This window comes from Pedobacter polaris, assembly GCF_005116505.1.
Taxonomy (GTDB): domain Bacteria; phylum Bacteroidota; class Bacteroidia; order Sphingobacteriales; family Sphingobacteriaceae; genus Pedobacter; species Pedobacter polaris.
This window is the reverse complement of sequence record NZ_SWBR01000001.1, coordinates 1,057,999-1,077,677: the sequence shown is the minus strand read 5'-3', so window position 1 is coordinate 1,077,677 and position 19,679 is coordinate 1,057,999. Positions and strand designations below refer to the sequence as shown.

19 protein-coding genes are annotated in these 19,679 nt (G+C 33.5%); 3 read left to right on the top strand and 16 right to left on the bottom strand.

The window, feature by feature from the left end; translation table 11 throughout:
* Positions 1-91: 91 nt before the first annotated feature.
* The 8 genes from hisS to pdhA form a co-directional block, all read right to left on the bottom strand.
* Positions 92-1,483, bottom strand: a complete 1,392-nt coding sequence (gene hisS / locus FA048_RS04780) for a histidine--tRNA ligase (RefSeq protein ID WP_136839059.1) — start codon at positions 1,481-1,483, stop codon at positions 92-94.
* A 103-nt stretch (positions 1,484-1,586) separates the two neighbouring features.
* Positions 1,587-1,967 carry a hypothetical protein gene (locus FA048_RS04775; protein ID WP_136839058.1) on the bottom strand — a complete coding sequence of 127 codons (381 nt, stop codon included), beginning with the start codon at positions 1,965-1,967 and terminating at the stop codon, positions 1,587-1,589.
* A 344-nt stretch (positions 1,968-2,311) separates the two neighbouring features.
* Entirely contained in the window at positions 2,312-3,469 is a 1,158-nt protein-coding gene (locus FA048_RS04770; RefSeq protein ID WP_136839057.1) for a DUF418 domain-containing protein, read from the bottom strand.
* 154 nt (positions 3,470-3,623) lie between these two features.
* Positions 3,624-4,022 carry a DoxX family protein gene (locus FA048_RS04765; RefSeq protein WP_136839056.1) on the bottom strand — a complete coding sequence of 133 codons (399 nt, stop codon included), beginning with the start codon at positions 4,020-4,022 and terminating at the stop codon, positions 3,624-3,626.
* A gap of 12 nt (positions 4,023-4,034) precedes the next feature.
* Positions 4,035-4,547 (bottom strand): hypothetical protein, encoded by a 513-nt coding sequence (locus FA048_RS04760; RefSeq protein WP_136839055.1) that lies wholly within the window; start codon positions 4,545-4,547, stop codon positions 4,035-4,037.
* A 57-nt stretch (positions 4,548-4,604) separates the two neighbouring features.
* Positions 4,605-5,003, bottom strand: coding sequence for a hypothetical protein (locus FA048_RS04755; protein ID WP_136839054.1), 399 nt, complete (start codon positions 5,001-5,003; stop codon positions 4,605-4,607).
* Positions 5,004-5,377: 374 nt separating this feature from the next.
* Positions 5,378-7,039 carry a dihydrolipoamide acetyltransferase family protein gene (locus FA048_RS04750; RefSeq protein WP_136839053.1) on the bottom strand — a complete coding sequence of 554 codons (1,662 nt, stop codon included), beginning with the start codon at positions 7,037-7,039 and terminating at the stop codon, positions 5,378-5,380.
* 27 nt (positions 7,040-7,066) lie between these two features.
* On the bottom strand, positions 7,067-8,062 hold the full coding sequence (gene pdhA / locus FA048_RS04745; protein WP_136839411.1) for a pyruvate dehydrogenase (acetyl-transferring) E1 component subunit alpha: 996 nt from the start codon (positions 8,060-8,062) through the stop codon (positions 7,067-7,069).
* Positions 8,063-8,532: 470 nt separating this feature from the next.
* Here pdhA and FA048_RS04740 point away from each other — a divergent pair, with 470 nt between their 5' ends.
* Together FA048_RS04740 and FA048_RS04735 are read left to right on the top strand one after the other, a co-directional pair.
* Positions 8,533-9,084 (top strand): C40 family peptidase, encoded by a 552-nt coding sequence (locus tag FA048_RS04740; RefSeq protein WP_136839052.1) that lies wholly within the window; start codon positions 8,533-8,535, stop codon positions 9,082-9,084.
* 132 nt (positions 9,085-9,216) lie between these two features.
* Entirely contained in the window at positions 9,217-10,263 is a 1,047-nt protein-coding gene (locus FA048_RS04735; protein ID WP_225872474.1) for a CapA family protein, read from the top strand.
* Position 10,264: 1 nt separating this feature from the next.
* Here the strand turns inward: FA048_RS04735 and FA048_RS04730 are convergent, their stop codons facing one another.
* The gene (locus FA048_RS04730) at positions 10,265-10,450 is read right to left on the bottom strand and encodes a hypothetical protein (protein ID WP_136839050.1); all 186 of its coding nucleotides are present in this window, start codon (positions 10,448-10,450) and stop codon (positions 10,265-10,267) included.
* Between the two features lie 156 nt (positions 10,451-10,606).
* Between FA048_RS04730 and FA048_RS04725 the strand changes: the two genes are divergently transcribed.
* Positions 10,607-11,548, top strand: a complete 942-nt coding sequence (locus tag FA048_RS04725) for an SPFH domain-containing protein (RefSeq protein ID WP_136839049.1) — start codon at positions 10,607-10,609, stop codon at positions 11,546-11,548.
* A 66-nt stretch (positions 11,549-11,614) separates the two neighbouring features.
* Here the strand turns inward: FA048_RS04725 and FA048_RS04720 are convergent, their stop codons facing one another.
* The 7 genes from FA048_RS04720 to FA048_RS04690 all read right to left on the bottom strand — a co-directional run bounded on the left by FA048_RS04720 (position 11,615) and on the right by FA048_RS04690 (position 19,634).
* Positions 11,615-13,852: a carboxy terminal-processing peptidase gene (locus FA048_RS04720; RefSeq protein WP_136839048.1), complete on the bottom strand. Its 2,238-nt coding sequence runs from the start codon at positions 13,850-13,852 to the stop codon at positions 11,615-11,617.
* Positions 13,853-13,959: 107 nt separating this feature from the next.
* On the bottom strand, positions 13,960-14,178 hold the full coding sequence (locus FA048_RS04715; RefSeq protein ID WP_136839047.1) for a response regulator transcription factor: 219 nt from the start codon (positions 14,176-14,178) through the stop codon (positions 13,960-13,962).
* 32 nt (positions 14,179-14,210) lie between these two features.
* Entirely contained in the window at positions 14,211-14,678 is a 468-nt protein-coding gene (locus tag FA048_RS04710; protein ID WP_136839046.1) for a DUF6252 family protein, read from the bottom strand.
* A gap of 97 nt (positions 14,679-14,775) precedes the next feature.
* Positions 14,776-15,411 carry a response regulator gene (locus FA048_RS04705; RefSeq protein ID WP_136839045.1) on the bottom strand — a complete coding sequence of 212 codons (636 nt, stop codon included), beginning with the start codon at positions 15,409-15,411 and terminating at the stop codon, positions 14,776-14,778.
* Positions 15,412-15,680: 269 nt separating this feature from the next.
* Positions 15,681-17,933, bottom strand: a complete 2,253-nt coding sequence (locus tag FA048_RS04700) for an ATP-binding protein (protein WP_136839044.1) — start codon at positions 17,931-17,933, stop codon at positions 15,681-15,683.
* A gap of 157 nt (positions 17,934-18,090) precedes the next feature.
* A complete protein-coding gene (locus FA048_RS04695; protein ID WP_136839043.1) occupies positions 18,091-18,771 on the bottom strand; it encodes a hypothetical protein in 681 nt (226 codons plus the stop codon).
* Positions 18,772-18,791: 20 nt separating this feature from the next.
* Positions 18,792-19,634, bottom strand: a complete 843-nt coding sequence (locus FA048_RS04690) for an isoaspartyl peptidase/L-asparaginase (RefSeq protein ID WP_136839042.1) — start codon at positions 19,632-19,634, stop codon at positions 18,792-18,794.
* Positions 19,635-19,679: the final 45 nt, after the last annotated feature.

The window sequence follows — 19,679 nt, the reverse complement described above, 5'->3', positions numbered from 1 at the left end:
TAGAACATTAAGAAATGAAGGTGATTAAGTCTTGCCTTTATAAAATTAAACTTTCTTCTTCCTTATCTTAATTCCTTCATGTTAAAAATATTTACCTCAGTTTTTCAATAATCGAAGTAATATTTAACTTTTCTTGCGCTCCACTTTCCATATTTTTAAACGTTAACAAACCGCTTTCCATTTCATCTCCGCCAATTAAAATAACGTAAGGAATATTTTTACCATCTGCATAGCTCATTTGTTTTTTAAGCTTAGCCGATGAAGGATAAAGTTCTGCAGCAATGCCTTCAGTTCTTAATTGTTGTAAAATTGGCAAGGCATAAAGTTCGGCTGTCTCATCAAAATTACTGATTAATACCTTTGTACCTTGTGCTGTTGATACTGGGAATAAGTTTAATTCTTCTAACACATCATAAATACGATCTGCACCAAAAGAAATTCCTACCCCTGTTAAATCTTTCAGGCCAAACATCCCTGTCAAGTCATCATAACGACCACCACCACCAATACTGCCCATGGCAACTTCATTGGTTTTAACCTCAAAGATACAACCAGTGTAATAGTTTAAACCACGCGCCAAAGTAATATCAAGTTCTATAGTTGTTGCGAGTTGTGAGTTGTGAGTTGTGAGTTTAGATACATAATCAAAAACTGTTTCAATTTCTTCGGTACCTTTTAATCCAGTTTCAGAATTAGCTAAAACTGACTTTAAGCTCGCTAACTTTTCTTCGTTTGTACCTTGCAGTAAAATAACCGGCTTTAATTTATCTATATCAGCATTACTAAAACCACGTTCAAGCAATTCTTTAGTAACACCTTCAAAACCAATTTTATCTAGTTTATCAATGGCAACCGTCATGTCTACAATCAATTCTGGCTTACCAATAATTTCGGCTATTCCAGATAAAATTTTACGGTTGTTGATTTTAATATTGAAATCTTTTAAACCTAAATTGCTTAATGCCTCATGGTAGATTAATATGAACTCGGCCTCATTTAACAAAGACGGAGAACCTACTACATCTGCATCGCATTGGTAAAACTCTCTGTACCGGCCCTTTTGCGGTCTATCAGCACGCCAAACTGGTTGCACTTGGAAACGTTTGAAAGGAAAAGAAATCTCACTTTGGTGCATCACAACGTAACGAGCAAAAGGAACTGTTAAATCGTAGCGAAGTGCCTTTTCAGATATAAGACTAACCAACCTATTACTATTGTCATCCTGAGCGAAGTTGAAGGATTTCTTTTTGGGATCATTCAAGAACTCTCCACTATTCAAAATCTTAAAAATCAGTTTATCGCCCTCATCACCATATTTGCCAGTTAAAGTTTGCAAGTTCTCCATACTGGGCGTTTGTATTTCGGCATAACCATATTTCTTGAAAACGGTTTTAATGGTATCAAAAATATAATTACGTTTCACCATTTCTTGTGGCGAAAAATCTCTTGTTCCTTTTGGCAAACTTGGCTTGGTAATAGACATGGCGCAAAAGTAATAAAAGAAGATTGAAAGTGTATGATATAATGGCAACGAAACCATTTACCGTTTCGATAGTGAAAATTTAGAATTACTTTTGATAAGGGAGTTAAGAATTAGGCTTTACCAGCAGATTAAATTTTCTGAGCTTAAAAAAACCAAAGATACCTATTACGAATAAAGCAACATAAGTGTAATCGTCTAGCGGCACGTTGCAGATATACTTATAGGGATACAGTGTATAGTTTGTCCCATTATAATTATAACTTCCACAAGAATTATTTGATTGTTTTACCCAACTGCAAGAACCATTAACAGCAGGAGTTCCCTGTGGTGGTGAGTAATATTGTGAATAAAATACATTGCCCATTATAATACCACAATCTTGTTTACCATTTGTTGGTGGATTATGTGCAAACGTAGAACTTATAAACAAACCCAATAACAAAATTGTAAATACGGTAATTTTATAAATTCTTTTCTTCATCATTTCGAGATGTATAACTTTTTACAATAACCATGCCCAAAGATTTTCTTTACCATATTTTAATTTAATTAAAAGGTAATAATATTTCTTTGTATGATATTAAATTGATTAAGCCTAATTGATGAGCAAACGATTGCGCATTTTGGGGAAATTAAACCCCGAAAGTACTCTTTATAGAGGCCTTATGAACTCAAGTTCGGATGTTATATAACTTATACGTTTGTGGAAGACAATCGTGAATTATTTTCTGATTATAGAATCGTTGAATTTCTCAGCCTCTCCGTTTTTATCCTTGTGAGCATAATCTAGTGCTTGGTATACAACGACCTTAACTCATTTCTTTAGGTTTATTTTGTTAAAGGCAATCTTTTACGGTAACTAAGTTGTCTCCAAATCCACTCTACCGGACCATAATTATATTTAGAGAGCCACCATTTACTAAAAAAGACTTGTAGGATATATACAACAATGGCTAATAGAAAATAAAACCAAATTGGCTTGGTGTTCCAAACACCAAAACCAAAGCCAGAAAAAATAAACAAGCCTATTAGGTTTTGTACCATGTAATTTGTTAGTGTCATTTTACCCATTACTGCTAGACCTGCAAAGAAAGCTTTAAATTTTCCTGTTATATATAGCCAACAAATTGAACAAGCTATAAAAATCATAGAACTTAAAATTAGCCAATAACCTAGTTTATAATATTTAAGGAAGTCCCATTCTAATTTACGTCCAATCTCAAATAATCCTGTTAAAAATATAGCAGTAGCTAGTGAAATCCAAAATGCTCTTTTGATATGCTTCAATTTGCTAACTAAGTTGTTAAAGAAATTGATTTTATATAAGCTAAAGCCCCATAAGAAACAACAAAACATAACGACATGAACAGTATACAAATAGGGTTTACTGATTATTTCTCCAAAATAAGTCCCCTTTAATCCAAACCATAAAACATCAAATAAATCGCTGCTCCTGTATAATGGAAATAGCTTTACAAACTCTTTCTGGCTATCGTTTGGTAAAGTGCTGATGTAAGCAGCAACTGCTGGAATAGCTAGCAATAAAATGATGCTTATTATAAAAGCAGTTTTAGCAGAACTTCGATAGAATAACAATAAAATAAGGCCCAAAATTGCATAGTCTTTTAGAATGTCTCCAAAGAAAAGTGCGCTATTTATGAATGCTAAAACCAGTAACCAAAACATCCGTCCAGCAAAAAAACCATAAGCATTGTGCCCTTTTTCTTTTATGTTATTCATTAAAACAGCGAAACCGTACCCAAACAGCAAACTCAATAAAGTCCAAGATTTTGCAGAGAAGATGATGCTCGACGCATACATTAAAACATTTGTAAAAGTGTCTGGCTTGAAGGTTTGCCAATTTCTACCTAATGTAAAAAAATCAAAGTAATTCATTAACACTACACCTAACAGCGCCCAACCTCTAAGAACATCTACAATTATAGTGCGCTGATTTTGTTGTATTGGTTGGTTAAGTGTACTCATTATCAAGTCTAATAAGTTAAAGATATACTGATTTTTTGATAAAATGATATCCCGTAAAAAACAAAAGAGCTATCTTAAAGGATAGCTCTTTTTAATTGAGTACTTGATCTTTATAAAGCCAATAAATTCATTAAGCCTTTATTGTATTAGTTTTTTAATCTAACGGGTTTCTATTTATTTTTTCAGCACCATCATTAATCATGATTTGAACCAAAACGGCAATCAATAAAAAATTGTATTCCATCCCATTTCTTCCACCGCCAACTACAAACCAACCCTCTTTAAAATGAATTAAAATGATACCCATAATTAAAATAAGGATAGTGAGAATACTGGCTACTTTGATATACTTATTTGCGAACAACAATAAGGCGCATATCACATGAGAGATTTTAATAGCCCAAGCAATAGCTACTCCAAAGGGGGCAAAGCCTATCTCGTTGAGGTAAAATTTTCCAAAAGCATTAACACCTCCATCAAACATGCCAAATATGCTATGTGATAAAAGTATAATTCCTACTGCAATTCGTAATATAAGATTTGGCTTTAACATAAAACAAATACTTTAAAACTTAAAGGCAACACCAACTCGAGCATTTGTGCTGCCTATTTCACCAAGCTCTGTAAAAACACCGATAGCATTTCCAAAATAATATTTACCCCCTATGTAAGCACCTAAAAACACGCCACTTCCATATTCATCACCAATATTTTGTTCGCTATCACTCCATGAGAAGCTCCTATACCCAAGTGTGGCACCACCATATAAATCTAATTTATTATTTTGTATTTTCAGCAAATTGTTAAAATGGTATGACCCTCTTGCTCCGAAATAAATGGCAGTAAATTTATAGGTTAAATATTTGTTAGATAAATAATCAAAATTAGCCCCTACGCTGATATCATCTGTAATACCTTTTTCATAAGATGCTCCTATAGGTAGGCCCCCGCTGTAAGAAGAATTAATACCGATACCTATATTAAGGAGATTGTCACCCTTACTGTAAGCCCCATTTTGTTGGGCTATTGAAGCAATTGAAATGAAAGTCAAGAAAGTTAATAGAAAAAAAGATTTCATAGATTAAAAGTTAGATTGTAAAAAATTATTAGTTTATTATTTGTGATATTATGGATACTAAAAAATATAGGCTATTGTGGGCGATGATAGTTCTCCTGAGGCACCGGTGGGCTGTGTGTCAGTTGCAAGAACAGCTCCAGTATGAGAATAAATCGTTATTTTAGCATTTTGTCCTGGAGCACTAACTGTGCTTGAGTTTGCACCAAAACCAATGCCTTTAACATTGCTTCCATAAGTTACAGTTTTTGAAAATGGAAGAGGAACCTCAGTTAGTACTGTATTGCCAGTCACATTATCATTGTAAATAACAGTAAGTTTTCCAGTAAAATTTCCAGTAATTTCATACTTCACTGTGCGGCTTTCTTCCTGAGGCTTTTTATCAGATTTTTTACATGCGCTGAACATAAAGAGACTAACGAGCGTAACTAAGATTAATTTGTTTAAGTACTTTGTCATAATTTTTATTTTTTTGTCAAACGGTTGACTTAACGAAATTATGACTAACAAGAAGGTATAAATAGTAAAAAACCGACAAAAACTATATTTTAGAAAAAAATTCAACGCTTTTCTATCATGAGAAATTGATGTTTTTAAACCCAGGTAGAGTGGGGCACAATTACTGAAATTTTTAGAAAATTGATAGGGTCATGCGGACAAACTAATTCCAAAATCTAAGTATTAGACTCAATTCTTACCCCTAAGATTTTTTCGTTGATCTGAGATACAAATCATTTTTAAACCCACAAAAAAAGCTACCTTTTCGGGGTAGCTTTTCTTATTTTATATATGAAATCCTTCGACAAGCTCAGGATGTCAAATTCTTTTTAGAACTATGCCAATAACCTAATTGGTTCTTCTAACAATCCTTTTAAAGTTTGTAAAAATGCAGCCCCAGTTGCACCATCAACCACACGGTGATCACAACCTAAAGTTAACTTCATTACATTACCTGGAACAACGGCTCCATTTTTAACTACAGGTATTGCTTGAATAGCACCAACAGATAAAATGGCTCCATCTGGAGAATTGATAATCGATGTAAATTCATCAATGCCAAACATACCTAAATTAGAAACGGTGAATGTACTTCCTTCCCAATCTGCAGGTTGTAGTTTCTTAGCTTTTGCTTTAGCACCAAAATCTTTTACTTCAGCAGAAATGTGAGATAAAGATTTACCATCTGCAAAACGAACAACAGGCACTAATAGTCCATCTTCAACTGCCATTGCCACACCAATATTGGTATGCTCATTAAAACGGATTTTATCTCCGCCCCATGATGAGTTAACTGCTGGATGTTTTTTCAATGCTACTGCAACAGCCTTAATTACGATATCATTAAACGAAACTTTTACTGGAGCAACCGTATTAATTTGGGTACGTGCAGCAATTGCTCCATCCATATCAATACTAATGGTTAAATAGAAATGTGGAGCAGTAAATAAGCTCTCTGCTAAACGTTTTGCAATTACTTTACGCATTTGCGAAACTGGTGCTTCTGTAAATTTAACCTCACCAACGTAAGATGGGATTACTGGAGCAGCTGCAGCAGGTTTATCTGAAGTAACAGGAGCATTTTCAACTTTTGCAGAAGCAGCAGCAGGCTTAAAGTTCTCTATATCTTTTTTAATGATACGACCACCCTCTGCACTACCAGCAACTTGCGCTAAATCAATTCCTTTATCTTTTGCAATTTTTTTAGCCAATGGCGATGCAATAATACGACCACCGTTTGAACTTACAGCAGGAGCTTCTTCTTGTGTAGGAGCAGCTTCTGTTTTTGCTTGTTCTTTTACCGGTGCATCTGCGTTTTTATCAGCAGTAGGTTTTGAAGGAGCATCACCTTGTGCCAAAATAGAAGAGATATCTGTTCCTTCTGGACCAACAATAGCGATGATGCCATTTACTTTAGCAGCTTCACCTTTATTAACACCAACATGTAATAAAGTTCCAGTTGCATAGCCCATCACTTCCATAGTTGCCTTATCGGTTTCTACATCCGCTAAAATGTCATCATCTTTAACTTTATCACCTACTTTTTTATGCCATTCAGCGATAACGCCTTCAGTCATAGTATCACTTAGTAAAGGCATACGAATAACAGTAACACCTTTTTTGCTTAATTCTTCTTCGCTTAAACCACCACCTTGAGCTGGCGCATCTGCTTTAGGTTCTTCTTTTGGAGCTTCTTCGTTTTTAGAAGCCGTCGTTGCAGCGCCACTTTCAGCTTCTAAAGCAGTCTTATAATCTTCGCCTTCTTTGCCAATTACAGCAATTACAGCATCAACTGGAACAGCTTTACCTTCCTCAACGCCAACAAATAATAACGTTCCATCCCAGTAAGATTCTAAATCCATGGTAGCTTTATCAGTCTCTACTTCGGCTAAAACATCACCGCTTTTAACTTTATCGCCTACTTTCTTATGCCACTTTGCCATTACCCCTTCGGTCATGGTATCGCTCATTTTGGGCATTTTTACTATATCAGCCATTTATATATCTATTGAAATGCGTTTTTATTAAATTTCTTGGTAAGGATAGTCAGATTGAACATATACGTCTTTGTAAAGTTCAGATGGATCTGGCCATGCAGATTCTTCAGCAAATTTTACTGATTCATCAACAATCTCTTTTACCTTTTCTTCAATTGAAGTGATCCAAGCATCATCAGCATATTTCTCTTTCAAAATTACTTCTCTTACCTGCTCAATTGGATCTTTTGCTTTATATTCTTCCAACTCATCTTTAGTACGGTATTTAGCTGGATCTGACATTGAGTGACCTCTATAACGGTAAGTTCTCATTTCTAAGAAAGTTGGACCCTCTCCATTACGAGCACGTTGAATTGCTTCATCCATTGCATTGTGGACAGCAACTGGATCCATACCATCTACCGGAGCACATGGCATATCAAAACCTAAACCAATTTTATAAATATCGGTCATGTTTGTAGTACGTTGTACAGAAGTACCCATTGCATAACCATTGTTTTCGCAAACAAAAATTACTGGCAACTTCCATAACATAGCCATGTTAAACGATTCATTTAATGCGCCTTGGCGTACTGCGCCATCTCCCATGTAACAAACATTAACATTTTTGGTGCCTTTATATTTTTCTGCAAATGCAATACCTGCACCTAGAGGCATTTGACCACCTACAATTCCATGGCCGCCATAAAAGTTATGTTCTTTGCTAAAAATGTGCATGGAACCACCTTTACCTTTAGAGCAACCAGTAATTTTTCCATACATTTCTGCCATTATACTATTAGCGCTCATTCCTAAGGCTAATCCATGAGCATGATCTCTGTAAGATGTAATCATAGAATCATCAGGTCCCATTGCTGAAATTGCACCTGCAACTACTGCTTCTTGACCGATGTATAAGTGACAAAAACCACGAATTTTTTGCTGTCCGTATAATTGTCCAGTTTTTTCTTCGAATTTGCGCATTAGCAACATCGACTCAAACCACTTCAAATAGGTATCCTTATTAATTTCTACTGCACTCATGTTGAGGTATTGATTTTTTTGTTTGTGGAGCAAATTTAATTTTTTTTCTGGTATTTCATGGTATTAGTATATGTAAAAACATCATTAGGTTGATAGATATTAATGCGTTACATCGGTTTTAGCTATATTCTTAAATAAAAATAAAAGTTTAAACATTTTATGCTTTAACAAGATCAACCTTTATAATAATTTCAATTCATTTTGAACTAGAATATTATTCTGCAAGAATGAAGTTCCTCCTAATTTAAAAAATCTAAAAATTGATTAAAATTTAGAAATTAATTCCTCGATTATAAAAAAATAAATAGCTTTTTTGCGTAGAGAAGTCTTGAAATGTTAATAACTTTCAGTTTTAAACACTCAAAATTTGGATAACATTTGTAAATAGCATACTTTTGCTATCCTAACAATAAGCCCTAGTGGTGTACGTTTAAGTGTAAGTGTCATTTACCCAAACTTAACAGTATAACATGATAAAAAAGTTTTTGTTTTCTACTCTTATCGTTTTATGCAGCTTTTCTGCTGTGTTTGCTCAAAACAAGACAAAAGAAACCAACAAATTAGAAGATCCAGACAACTTGGCCTCGCAATATTTCTCGCAGGTAATGGGTGTGGCTGTAGATGCAACGTCTAACTTAAAACTTTATAAGTTTATTTACGAATGGATAGGAACTCCTTACCGTTTTGGTGGAAATACCAAAAAAGGAATTGATTGTTCGGCCTTTGCAAAGACTATTTATGAAAAAGTTTTTAACACTACAATCTTACGTAGTTCACGTGATATCTTTAGCATGGTTGATCCACTGTCTAAAGACGAATTAAAAGAAGGAGATTTGGTTTTCTTTAAAATTAAAAGCCGCAGCATTTCTCACGTTGGTGTTTATCTTGGAGACAATCGTTTTGCGCACTCTAGTTCTGGAGGTGTTAAAATTAGCAATTTGAACGAACCTTATTATAGTCGCTATTTTTATAAAGGCGGAAGAATTCTTGATGACGCTAAGAAAGACTTTGTAGAAGAATAATTTAATAATTAGTTAATTTCGGTTAATACAAAATATAGAATCCTCCTACAACAAGGGGGATTTTTTTATGAATGAAGGATGAAGAATTTTTTTAGTATTTTGATTTTAGTTTGCGCGGGAGCTTATTTTTTGATGAGCTGCCAAAATAAACCTATTGCATCTGCGCGAGAGTCAAAAACCGATACCTTAAAAATTAGAAAAATAAAAGATACCATTAGCATAGTAGCCGTAGGGGATATTATGCTTGGTTCTGCTTTTCCGAGCAAATCAAATCTTCCACCAGATGATGCTATGAATAGTTTTGTTGCTGTTGAGCAATATTTAAAAGGTGATATTGTTTTTGGCAATTTAGAAGGTTGTTTTTTAAATGCTGGAAACTCATCAAAGTGTATTGGTTCAAATCCTAATAGCTGCTACGCATTTAGAATGCCAGACAGGTATGGATTAATATTTAAAAATGCTGGTTTTAATGTATTGAGTATTGCCAATAACCATGTGGGCGATTTTGATGCAAGAGGAAGAAAAAACACCGCAAGAATATTAGATTCATTGCAAATAAAGTACGCTGGTCAATTAAATAAACCTTTTGACATTTTTGAGAAAGATAGCGTTAAATATGCTTTTTGTGCTTTTGCTCCGAATGAAAATACGGTTTCGATAAAAAAAATAGATAGCGCTAAAATACTAGTAGCTGAGCTAAAGAAACAAGTTGATATCGTTATTGTATCTTTCCATGGTGGTGGTGAAGGTGCTAATTTTGAGCATTTAACACGTAAAACTGAAATTTTTTATAAAGAAAACAGAGGTAATGTTTATGCATTTGCACATGGAGTAATTGATGCAGGAGCCGATGTAGTTTTAGGCCATGGGCCACATGTTACCAGAGCAATGGAAGTTTACAAAAACAAATTTATAGCCTATAGTTTGGGTAATTTTTGTACTTACGGAATGTTTAGCTTAAAAGGCCCGAATGGCTTTGCACCGCTTGTACAATTAAAGATAAACTCGAAAGGCGATTTCTTATTTGCTGATATTATTTCTGTAAAACAGGATAAAATCAACAGACTTACAGTTGATACAAACCATACTGCTTTCAAAAAAATACAAACTTTAACCAATTTTGATTTACCAGAAAATCAGTTAAAGTTTGAAGGAAATGGACGAATTAGCTTGAAATAATTTAAGCTTCGTCTTTGGTGTTTCTTACTAATCCAATGCCAGAAACGAAGAATATCACACCAATTATACCAACAACGATTAATTCTCTTGAACCAGTGCTATGTTGTACAAAGCCCCAGCCAGCATAAATTAATCCTATAATTCCCAAAATAGTTAGTATAGTTCCAAAAGTTCTTTTTACGTTCATAAGTTTAGATTTTATAGCTCTATAACATAGAAACTATTCCATTTGTTTGACATAGACCTTATCGACGTTCAAATTATAAAAGGATTGATTAAAAATTATTTATTATTAATCACAATTACTTAGTAATATTGATTATAATTAAAATCAAATACCATTATGAATTACGTTCCGTACGTCTTACTTTTTTTGGGGCTGATTGTCCTATTTAGCTCATTTGTAACAGTAAAACAAGGCACAATTGCTGTAATTACTATCTTCGGAAAATATAGAAGACAATTAAGACCGGGCTTAAGCTTAAAAATTCCTTTGATAGAGCAAATCCATTCTAAAATTTCTATACAAAATCGCTCAGTTGAGTTATCTTTCCAAGCAGTAACGCAAGATCAAGCTAATGTTTATTTCAAGGCTATGCTTCTTTATTCTGTATTAAATCATGATGAAGAGACCATTAAAAATGTGGCCTTTAAATTTGTGGATGCCACTAACTTAATGCAAGCATTAATTCGCACCATTGAAGGTTCAATTAGAGCTTATGTAGCCACTCAAAAACAAGCAAATGTACTAGCGCAAAGAAATGAAATTGTAGAACACGTAAAGCACCAAATTGACCAAGTTTTAGAAAGCTGGGGTTATCACCTACAAGATTTACAGCTAAACGATATTACTTTTGATGAAGAAATTATGCGTTCAATGAGCAGGGTTGTTGCCTCTAATAACTTAAAAGCAGCAGCAGAAAATGAAGGGCAGGCTTTGCTAATTACCAAAACCAAAGGGGCAGAAGCTGATGGTAATGCCATTAAAATTGCCGCGGCGGCTGAAAGAGAGGCTGCTCAATTACGTGGACAAGGTATTGCCTTATTTCGTGCTGAAGTGGCCCATGGAATGACAAAGGCTGCTCAAGAAATGGAGCAAGCAAACTTAGATATTTCTGTTATCCTTTTCACCATGTGGACAGAATCTATTAAGCATTTTGCCGAGAACAGTGATGGCAATGTGATTTTCCTAGATGGCTCTACAGAAGGAATGAATAAAACCATGAAAGAAATGATGTCTATGCAGATGGAAAAAACCAACTCTGCTAGAACAAAAACCAAATAAAATTTCTTAAAACAAAAAAAGTCCACTAGCCTAAAGGTTAGTGGACTTTTTTATATCGGCAATAGCCTATTTATTAAATGTAGGAATAGCCGTGGCTGTTTTAGCTCCTTCTGTTAATTTCATTAGGTCTACCATTATTTTTAAGCTTTCATCCTGAACAAAATCGAAAGCGTCTTCTTTAGTTGTTTTATCTCCTTTTTTAACTGGAGCTAAACCTCTAGATGCTCTTAATTGATTAAAACGGGCTAAAGATTTAGCTTCTAACTCATCTCTTTCTGCTTTTAATTTAGCTTCATTTAATGTAATTGCAGTTTCGGTATCTCGTTTTTTAGATTCAACAATATCCTCTTCTAGTACCTTATAGTCTAAAGATTTTGCCATTCTTTCTTTATGTAATCTCAATAAATTAGCTTTAACATCTGTTAAACTAGCTATACTTTGAAAATTAGATGGCTTAATGATATCAAATGGTAATGCCGATGGCTCTGTATCTTCTCCAATTTTATCTAAAGGATAGATTGAAGGGAAACTAAAATCAGGCACGACACCTTTATGTTGCGTACTAGAGCCATTGATACGATAGAATTTACCCATTGTTAAATTCAATTGTCCTAATTGAGGAACTCCATTTTTATCTACAATAGTTACCGTTTTATCAGCATTGTTAGTTTTAATATTAATTGATTTATCACCGCCATTTTTGGCTTTATTAGCAGCTAATGCATTCATCATTTTTTGCAAAATAGATGAATCAACCATGTCATTTAAAGAAATTACTCTTTGTACAGTTCCTTTACCATACGATTGTGTACCCATAATTACACCTCTACCATAATCTTGTATGGCACCTGCAAAGATTTCTGATGCTGACGCACTTAAACGATCAATCATGACGCCAAGAGGACCTGTCCATGCTGCACCTGGGTCTCTATCAGAATTAACACTAACCTCTTTATTGTATTCTTTTACCTGAACTACCGGTCCTTTATCAATAAACAATCCGGTTAAATCAATTGCTTCTGGTAATGAACCACCTCCATTTGAACGTAAATCAACTACTATTGCATCAACTTTATCAATATTTTTTAATGTGTCTATTAACAAGCGAACATCACGCGTAGTGCTTTTATAGTTTTTATCTCCTGCCCTTGCAGCCTCAAAGTCTGCGTAAAAGCCTGGAACATCAATAATTCCGATTTTATAAGGTTTACCATCAGACTGTACGGTTTTAACAGACTTTTTCGCAGATTGGTCTGCCAAAATCACTTTTTCTCTAACCAAGGTAATAATAACTGGTTTTGATGACATCTCCTGTCCTACTGGAATAATTTTTAAACGGACAGTTGTTCCTTTTGGACCTTTTATTTTAGATACTGCATTATCAATTCTCCATCCTATAATATCTTCAAAGTCTCCATTTACACCCTGTGCAACTCCAATAATTCTATCACCAGCATTGATCTGTTTACTTTTAAAAGCAGGGCCACCTGGCACAATAGATACAATTTTAGTTACTTCATTATCTAGTTGTAATGTAGCACCGATACCTTCAATTGAACGAGACATTTCTTGATTAAAAGCTTCTGCATTTCTTGGATTAAAATAATTGGTATGTGGATCAATGGCTTCAGTAAAAGAGTCCATCAAGATTTGAAAAACGTCTTGGTTATTAAATTTGGCGGCCTGAGTTTTTAATCCTTGGTAACGTTTTGTTAACGTTTCAATATTTTTAGCAGGGTCAGCTCCTGTAATTTTTAAGTTAACCAGCTCATATTTTACCCTTTTTTTCCACACATCATCCAAACCAGAAGTACTAGAAATCCAAGGCATTTTCTCTCTATCATAAACATAAGTATCATTTTGATTAAAGTCATACTTAGCCTTAATTTGAGAAATTGAATAATCTATACGCTCATTGTACCTTTTTAAATAGACATTAAAAATATAAAAGGGTGCACTTAAGTCTCCAATTTTAAAATCATCATCTAAAGTTGCTCTAAACTTATCAAACTCTTTAATGTCACTAGCCAAAAAATAATACTTAGAGGGATCTAAAGCTTTGATATATCTATCTAGTACAATTGATGAAATAGAATCATTAATTGATATCTGTTTGTAATTATAGTTTTCTATTAATCCTACAACCTGTCTTAAAGCCAAGCTTTGTTGCTCATCTGGCTTAATATTCTGAACACCATCAACCATCTTCTGAGGCTTTGGTGAAGCGCTACAAGCAAGTGCTGCAGCTGTAAATGTTATCATTAATACTCTTCTCAACATCTCTTTAACTAATTTAAGTTCCATTCTTATAAAATCATCATCCAATATGATACCAATTTTTTTAAAAAACAAAAAAGATACCGCTTTATACTGTATCTTTTTTGTAAACTTAATAAAACTTAGGGGTATAATTAAGAAACCAACTTATTCTTAATGGCTAACATTACTAGACCTACAATACTTTTAACCTTTGTTTTTTTAAAGATATTTTTACGATGAGTTTCTACAGTTCGCTTACTTATAGCCAAATGAGACGCAATATCTTCATTACTAAATTCTTGTGTTATCAACTTTATAATTTCTACTTCACGCTTGCTTAAAACATCAATTACTTTATTACCTGCTTTCATAGCATAACGATTAGTTAAATTATTAAATTTTATTAGAATGATGCGCTGAATTTTCCATTCCCTAGGTTACAATAAACAGCAGATGTTGCAGTACCATCAAACATTTCGCAGAAGAATGTTCCTTCAATTTTATCTGCTGATATTGCTGTAATTATTGTATTGCCACCTCCATTATTTAGTGTGCCATAAGTTTTACTTCCAGTAGTAAAAGTTGCATTTCTATTTGCTGTAGTAAATGTATAGGTCCCTGCTGCTGTCACGTTATCTAGTTTAATTACCAAAGTTCCTGTTGAATTAATTGCGGTAATTGTATAACTAGTTCCAGCTTTTGTTGCTGTTGCTGTTGTTGCTACCCATGCCACACTTGCTGCACTACCTACTTTTAGATCTGCACTTGCTGTACCAGCCGCTTTAACTGTGGTTTCTTCATCTTTCTTGCAAGAAATAAATACAGTTGTTAAAATTGTGAATACCAGTAGAATTGTTGTAATTTTTTTCATGATTTATTTAAATTTATATCACAAATGTTCAAAAATGTACTCCGCAACACAATACCTTAGCTAGGGTATATTTACCTACCCAATAGCTGGTAGAAGCTTATATAATTTTATGCTCATAAGCATATTTAAGTAAGCCAACTAGGCTTTGTGTACCTGTTTTTCTAAAAATATTTTTACGATGGGTTTCTACTGTGCGCTCACTAATAAATAGCATGTCGGCAATTTTCTTATTGCTATTTTCGCATTCTATTAATCTTATTATTTCTACTTCCCTATTAGTTAAATGAGGAACCTCATCAAAGTTCTTAAAAGATTTCATCAATTCTTTGGTTACTTCTTCACTAAAAAAGGTTTGTCCTTTAGCTAACTTATCCAATGCTTCTAAGAGCTCATGTTTGCCCGTATTTTTTAATATGTAACCAGAAATACCTGCATCTATCATCTCTTTAATTACTTGTCGTTCTCCAAACATTGATAGTGCTAATACCTTAATACTCGGGTGCTTTTTCTTTACATTTCTTGTTAACTCAACTCCAGACATTTCAGGCATGTTAATATCCGTTAATAAGATATCTACCTTTAACTCATCAAGCATAGGTAAAACATCTTTAGGCTGATTACTACAGCCAACTATAGCATACTTATTTTCATTGTTTAGCAATGCACGTAAACCATCAACCACCAATTGGTGATCGTCTACAATAAACAGATTTGTTAAGAGCGTATTTTCCATCTCACTAATTTACAATGAATTATATTTAAATATTTAAACCAATTTATTTATTCTGCTTTCTTTTTTTATATTTATTTAACCAATTATGGTGATTGGCTTATAAAATATATTTTATGTTATTAATCGAAATGCAGTTGTTTTTATTTGATTTAGCATCAAGTGTTGGTTGTGACATTATACATGTTGGCAATACTATTGTTGATGACTTAAATGGCCTGATTAGGTAAGTAATTTAAGCTGGGTTGATGCTTCAGCTCAGCTATTATTAACTAAAAAGGTATAAATATTGCAACTAAAGTGCCACTACTAGGAGTTGAAGAAAAATCAACACTCCCTTTCAGGTATTCAACCCTACTTCTGATATTCTTTAAACCAATACCTTCAAATTTCTCTAATTCACTTGTGTTAAAACCTCTTCCATTATCCTCAATCATTGCATTAATGCCTTCTTCGTCTTTGCTAAGTTGAATATCTAACGAACTTGCCTCAGCATGTTTAATTACGTTATTTACTGTTTCCTGTATTACTCTATATAAAACAGTCTCTATATTCTGATCTAACCTTTCTTGAAGTCCAAAAGTTTCTAGCTTAATTTTTAGTTTTCTAGAATCTATCTTACTTATGAAATCTCTAACCGCTGTAGCCAACCCAGATTTCAATAATACATTAGGTGCCATTTGATGGGAAATCGATCTTACTTCTTTACAGCTTTCATCAACCAGACTCAATGTTTTGTCAAACATGTCCTTGCTCTGTTCGTTCTTAAAATTCAAATCTTCTGTTAGTGCAGATAAATTCATTTTTACAGCAGAAAACATTTGTCCTAAGCCATCATGTAATTCATTTGAAATCCGCTTACGCTCACTCTCTTCGGCATTTAAAATTGCTTTAGTTGCAAGATCTTGTTGTTTGATTACCTCATCTTGTAAACGAGCTTCCTGTTTCAATTTATTGCGACTATAAAACAGATATGCCAATAAAATAGAAACCAAAAGAATGCTTATAATTATTATTAAAAAAATATTGCGCTTAAGCAGTTCTAACTTTTGTACTTCATTTTGAGTAGCTAGTAATTTAATTTGTTGCGCTTTTGCCCTTGTTTCAATCTGTTTTTGTGCAATCAGCACTTTATTTTTTTGAAGAATGAAATTCTGCTCGCTAATCTGCAGCGCCTTTTTGTCATTCTCTAAACTTTCATTTTCTAACTCTAGTTTGCTTTTGTTTAGCTCTAATCCTTGTATAAGATTTTGCTTATCTAATAATAAAATCTTTTGCTCTTTTTTTTGAGTTTGATAAATTGTATTTAGCTCATTTATCTGTTTGCTATTACTCTCGTTTAATAAGCTGTCTTTAACAGCGATATATTGTCTTTGAGTTTTTATCGCTTGATTAGACTCATTAATTTTAATATAATATTCTGTCAATGCCTCGTAAGCATTTCTTTTATCAACTGCTGATTTTTGACTAATAGCGATCGCTAAACCTTTATCTAGATTACTTTTGGCTTGTTCTAGTTTGTTCAATTTTAATAATGATTTCCCATAACCAATATATGCACCTGCAACAGTTTTTTGCAAATTTATAGACTCATGTAAATTTATAGCCTGAACAAAATTTTTCTCTGCTAGCTCAAAAGCTTCGGCTTCAAAGTACAAATTGGATAGCTTTGACTGAAAAATAGCTATAGAACGCTTATCTTGATGTTTATTTGCTAAGTCTATTGCCATTTTTTCATATTCAATAGCTTTTTTAATATGATTGGTACTCTGAAAATAGGAGGCATACAAATCATAACTCACCGCCACGTTCCTGCCATCATTTAGCTCCTGAAACTTATTTAGGCTTAAATCTAAATACTTCTTTGTGTTTACTAGATCATTCCTTTGATTGTATAACAGAACTAGTTGCTGGTAAGAATAGGCCAAACCCATCTTATTATTAATCTCCTCGTCTATTTTTATCTGCTCAAAAATATAACTAATCGCTTTACCATTATTGCCAATATATCGATATGCAAATGCCAAATTCCCATAACCAAGTGATTGCCCCTTTTTATCATTGTTTTTCTTACTAATTGCTAAAACCTCTTCATATTTTTGAATTGCTTCATCGGTTTTACCTTGATCTATTAAAACACCAGCAATATTGTTTATAGCTTGAGCTATAAGTACATTATCCTTTAGTTGAAGAGCAATCGTCCTAAATTTTTCAAAATTTGATAAGGATGCTACATAATTCCCCTTGTAATATATCATTTGCCCTAGATAATTATATCCTACAGCCAATTCTTTATAAATTTTGTGCTTATTAGAAAAATTTATTGATTTATTACCGTAAGAGATTGCACTATCTAAATTAACCCTAAAATATGCTGATGAAATTTTATTGAGATTTTGAGCCTGCTCAACAATCGTTGATTTCTTCAGTATTCGTTTTAAGCTATCAAGCGTTTTTTGATCTTGCGCTGTAGCTTGGTAACAGCCTAAGAAGTAAGCAAATGCAATTGAGAGAATTAATTTCATTGAGCTAGTTAATATCTCAAAATTAATTAAATATGTTTCAATCCATATACCTACTAGTGGGTATTTTTATGTTGAAAAGTATTGAAAATAACAGCAGTGTTCCTCCAAGGACATGAAGAAAAATCTATTGCTGCTTTAAGTAATTATCTGTAAACTTTTACTTTTTTACTGCTTGTTTTTCTGCAATAATGGATCTATTACTCTTAATCTGTTGATTAAATTGAGTAATTTTTGATGCTTTGGCTAACAGTTCAGCCCTGTTTAGATCTTTAGTTGCTAAACTGTATTCTTTCTTTTTGATCTTTACCAAAGCTAAACCTATCACCGAGTCTATATAGGATGTGTTATTGCCTAACTGACGAGCTAATATGCCCTGTTGAGTATAAAACCACATTGATTGTGTAAATTTATTAGCAGCTAAATAAATTTTACCAAGTTGATTATAAGAAGCCATCTGACCGGTTCTACTACCAATACGCGAATATGTTTTTAGAGCCGCATTTAATACCACTTGCTCCGCTTCTGTATAATGTGTAAGCAACATATGTACATTGCTCATTCTTAACAATGTAGCCCCATATCTGCTGAATTTTTTATCGTTATTGTACTCAAATGCTGCCTTTCCAAATAAGGTTAAAGCTTCATTTAAATCACCTCTACGTTCATTTCTATCCGCATCTTCAAAAAATTCATCTGCTCCAGATTCATCATTTGTTGCGACAGCAATATTAATTGCCGTACCTACTTGAGGTACATCTTGGGGTCCAGAATTAAAGTTCTGAGCACCAACATTAGCAACAAAAAACAAACATGTAAGCGTTAAGCAGATTTTATTCATCCTGCTAAGATATGTAAATTTTAGTTAAACACCTGTAAATTAACATCAAAAGATGCCCAAACCATATAAGGATGAGAATCGCAATGATACATTTCTCCTTTTTTAGATATGCCAATAACGCCTGCAAAACCATCAAATGATTTTAACTCTGAGAAAGATTTATCACAAGCAGCTTGCAAAGTTAAACCATCAGTAACACGAGTTACAATCTTTGCAGCTAGTGCCCCACTAACAATATCTTCGCCCACGCCTGTACAAGAAATGCCAGCAAAATCATTGGCAAAATTACCAGCAACAGTAGCCGAATCACTTACACGACTCGGGATTTCAAAACCTTTTCCACCAGTTGAAGTAGCAACAGCTAAATTTCCATCAGCATCGAGTGCTACACAGCCAACTGTTCCTTTTTTCTCTTCTTGATTTAGCTTGTCTTTATATTCAGTTTGTCTTTGTGCAGTAATCGGATTAAAATATTCGAAACCATTTGCACGAGCAAAGGCCAAAGCACCCTCACCACTCAGTACTCTATCATCATAAGATAAAAGCTCTTTGGCAACTTCAATGGGATTTTTAACATCTTCTAAATTAATTACCCCACTAAATTTATGAGTTTTACCATCCATTATAGATGCACTTAATCTCACTTTACCGTCACTTTGTATCTGAGAACCAATGCCTGCATTAAAAAGTTCATTGTCTTCTAACAAGGCTACTGTATAAACTACAGTTTCTAAGGCAGTATTGGTTTTTAGAAATTGGTAGGCTTTTTCTACAATTTGGGCCAATGCATCTTGCTTAGCTTTTTTTGTTTCTTGATTGGTTGATGATTCACTAAAAAATCCACCATGTATAATTAATTTCATCTAGTATTTGGTACTTAGTATATAGTATTAAGACAGATTTATGCA

Excerpts from the sequence above, each read along its gene's own strand:
- FA048_RS04730 (WP_136839050.1), bottom strand. The coding sequence starts at position 10,450 with ATGAACGTAAAAAGAACTTTTGGAACTATACTAACTATTTTGGGAATT.
- FA048_RS04710 (WP_136839046.1), bottom strand. The coding sequence starts at position 14,678 with ATGAAAAAAATTACAACAATTCTACTGGTATTCACAATTTTAACAACT.
- FA048_RS04705 (WP_136839045.1), bottom strand. The coding sequence starts at position 15,411 with ATGGAAAATACGCTCTTAACAAATCTGTTTATTGTAGACGATCACCAA.
- FA048_RS04720 (WP_136839048.1), bottom strand. The coding sequence starts at position 13,852 with ATGGAACTTAAATTAGTTAAAGAGATGTTGAGAAGAGTATTAATGATA.
- FA048_RS04760 (WP_136839055.1), bottom strand. The coding sequence starts at position 4,547 with ATGAAATCTTTTTTTCTATTAACTTTCTTGACTTTCATTTCAATTGCT.
- FA048_RS04775 (WP_136839058.1), bottom strand. The coding sequence starts at position 1,967 with ATGATGAAGAAAAGAATTTATAAAATTACCGTATTTACAATTTTGTTA.
- pdhA (WP_136839411.1), bottom strand. The coding sequence starts at position 8,062 with ATGAGTGCAGTAGAAATTAATAAGGATACCTATTTGAAGTGGTTTGAG.
- FA048_RS04770 (WP_136839057.1), bottom strand. The coding sequence starts at position 3,469 with ATGAGTACACTTAACCAACCAATACAACAAAATCAGCGCACTATAATT.
- hisS (WP_136839059.1), bottom strand. The coding sequence starts at position 1,483 with ATGTCTATTACCAAGCCAAGTTTGCCAAAAGGAACAAGAGATTTTTCG.
- FA048_RS04735 (WP_225872474.1), top strand. The coding sequence starts at position 9,217 with ATGAGCTGCCAAAATAAACCTATTGCATCTGCGCGAGAGTCAAAAACC.
- FA048_RS04725 (WP_136839049.1), top strand. The coding sequence starts at position 10,607 with ATGAATTACGTTCCGTACGTCTTACTTTTTTTGGGGCTGATTGTCCTA.
- FA048_RS04755 (WP_136839054.1), bottom strand. The coding sequence starts at position 5,003 with ATGACAAAGTACTTAAACAAATTAATCTTAGTTACGCTCGTTAGTCTC.
- FA048_RS04695 (WP_136839043.1), bottom strand. The coding sequence starts at position 18,771 with ATGAATAAAATCTGCTTAACGCTTACATGTTTGTTTTTTGTTGCTAAT.
- FA048_RS04715 (WP_136839047.1), bottom strand. The coding sequence starts at position 14,178 with ATGAAAGCAGGTAATAAAGTAATTGATGTTTTAAGCAAGCGTGAAGTA.
- FA048_RS04690 (WP_136839042.1), bottom strand. The coding sequence starts at position 19,634 with ATGAAATTAATTATACATGGTGGATTTTTTAGTGAATCATCAACCAAT.
- FA048_RS04765 (WP_136839056.1), bottom strand. The coding sequence starts at position 4,022 with ATGTTAAAGCCAAATCTTATATTACGAATTGCAGTAGGAATTATACTT.
- FA048_RS04740 (WP_136839052.1), top strand. The coding sequence starts at position 8,533 with ATGATAAAAAAGTTTTTGTTTTCTACTCTTATCGTTTTATGCAGCTTT.
- FA048_RS04750 (WP_136839053.1), bottom strand. The coding sequence starts at position 7,039 with ATGGCTGATATAGTAAAAATGCCCAAAATGAGCGATACCATGACCGAA.
- FA048_RS04700 (WP_136839044.1), bottom strand. The coding sequence starts at position 17,933 with ATGAAATTAATTCTCTCAATTGCATTTGCTTACTTCTTAGGCTGTTAC.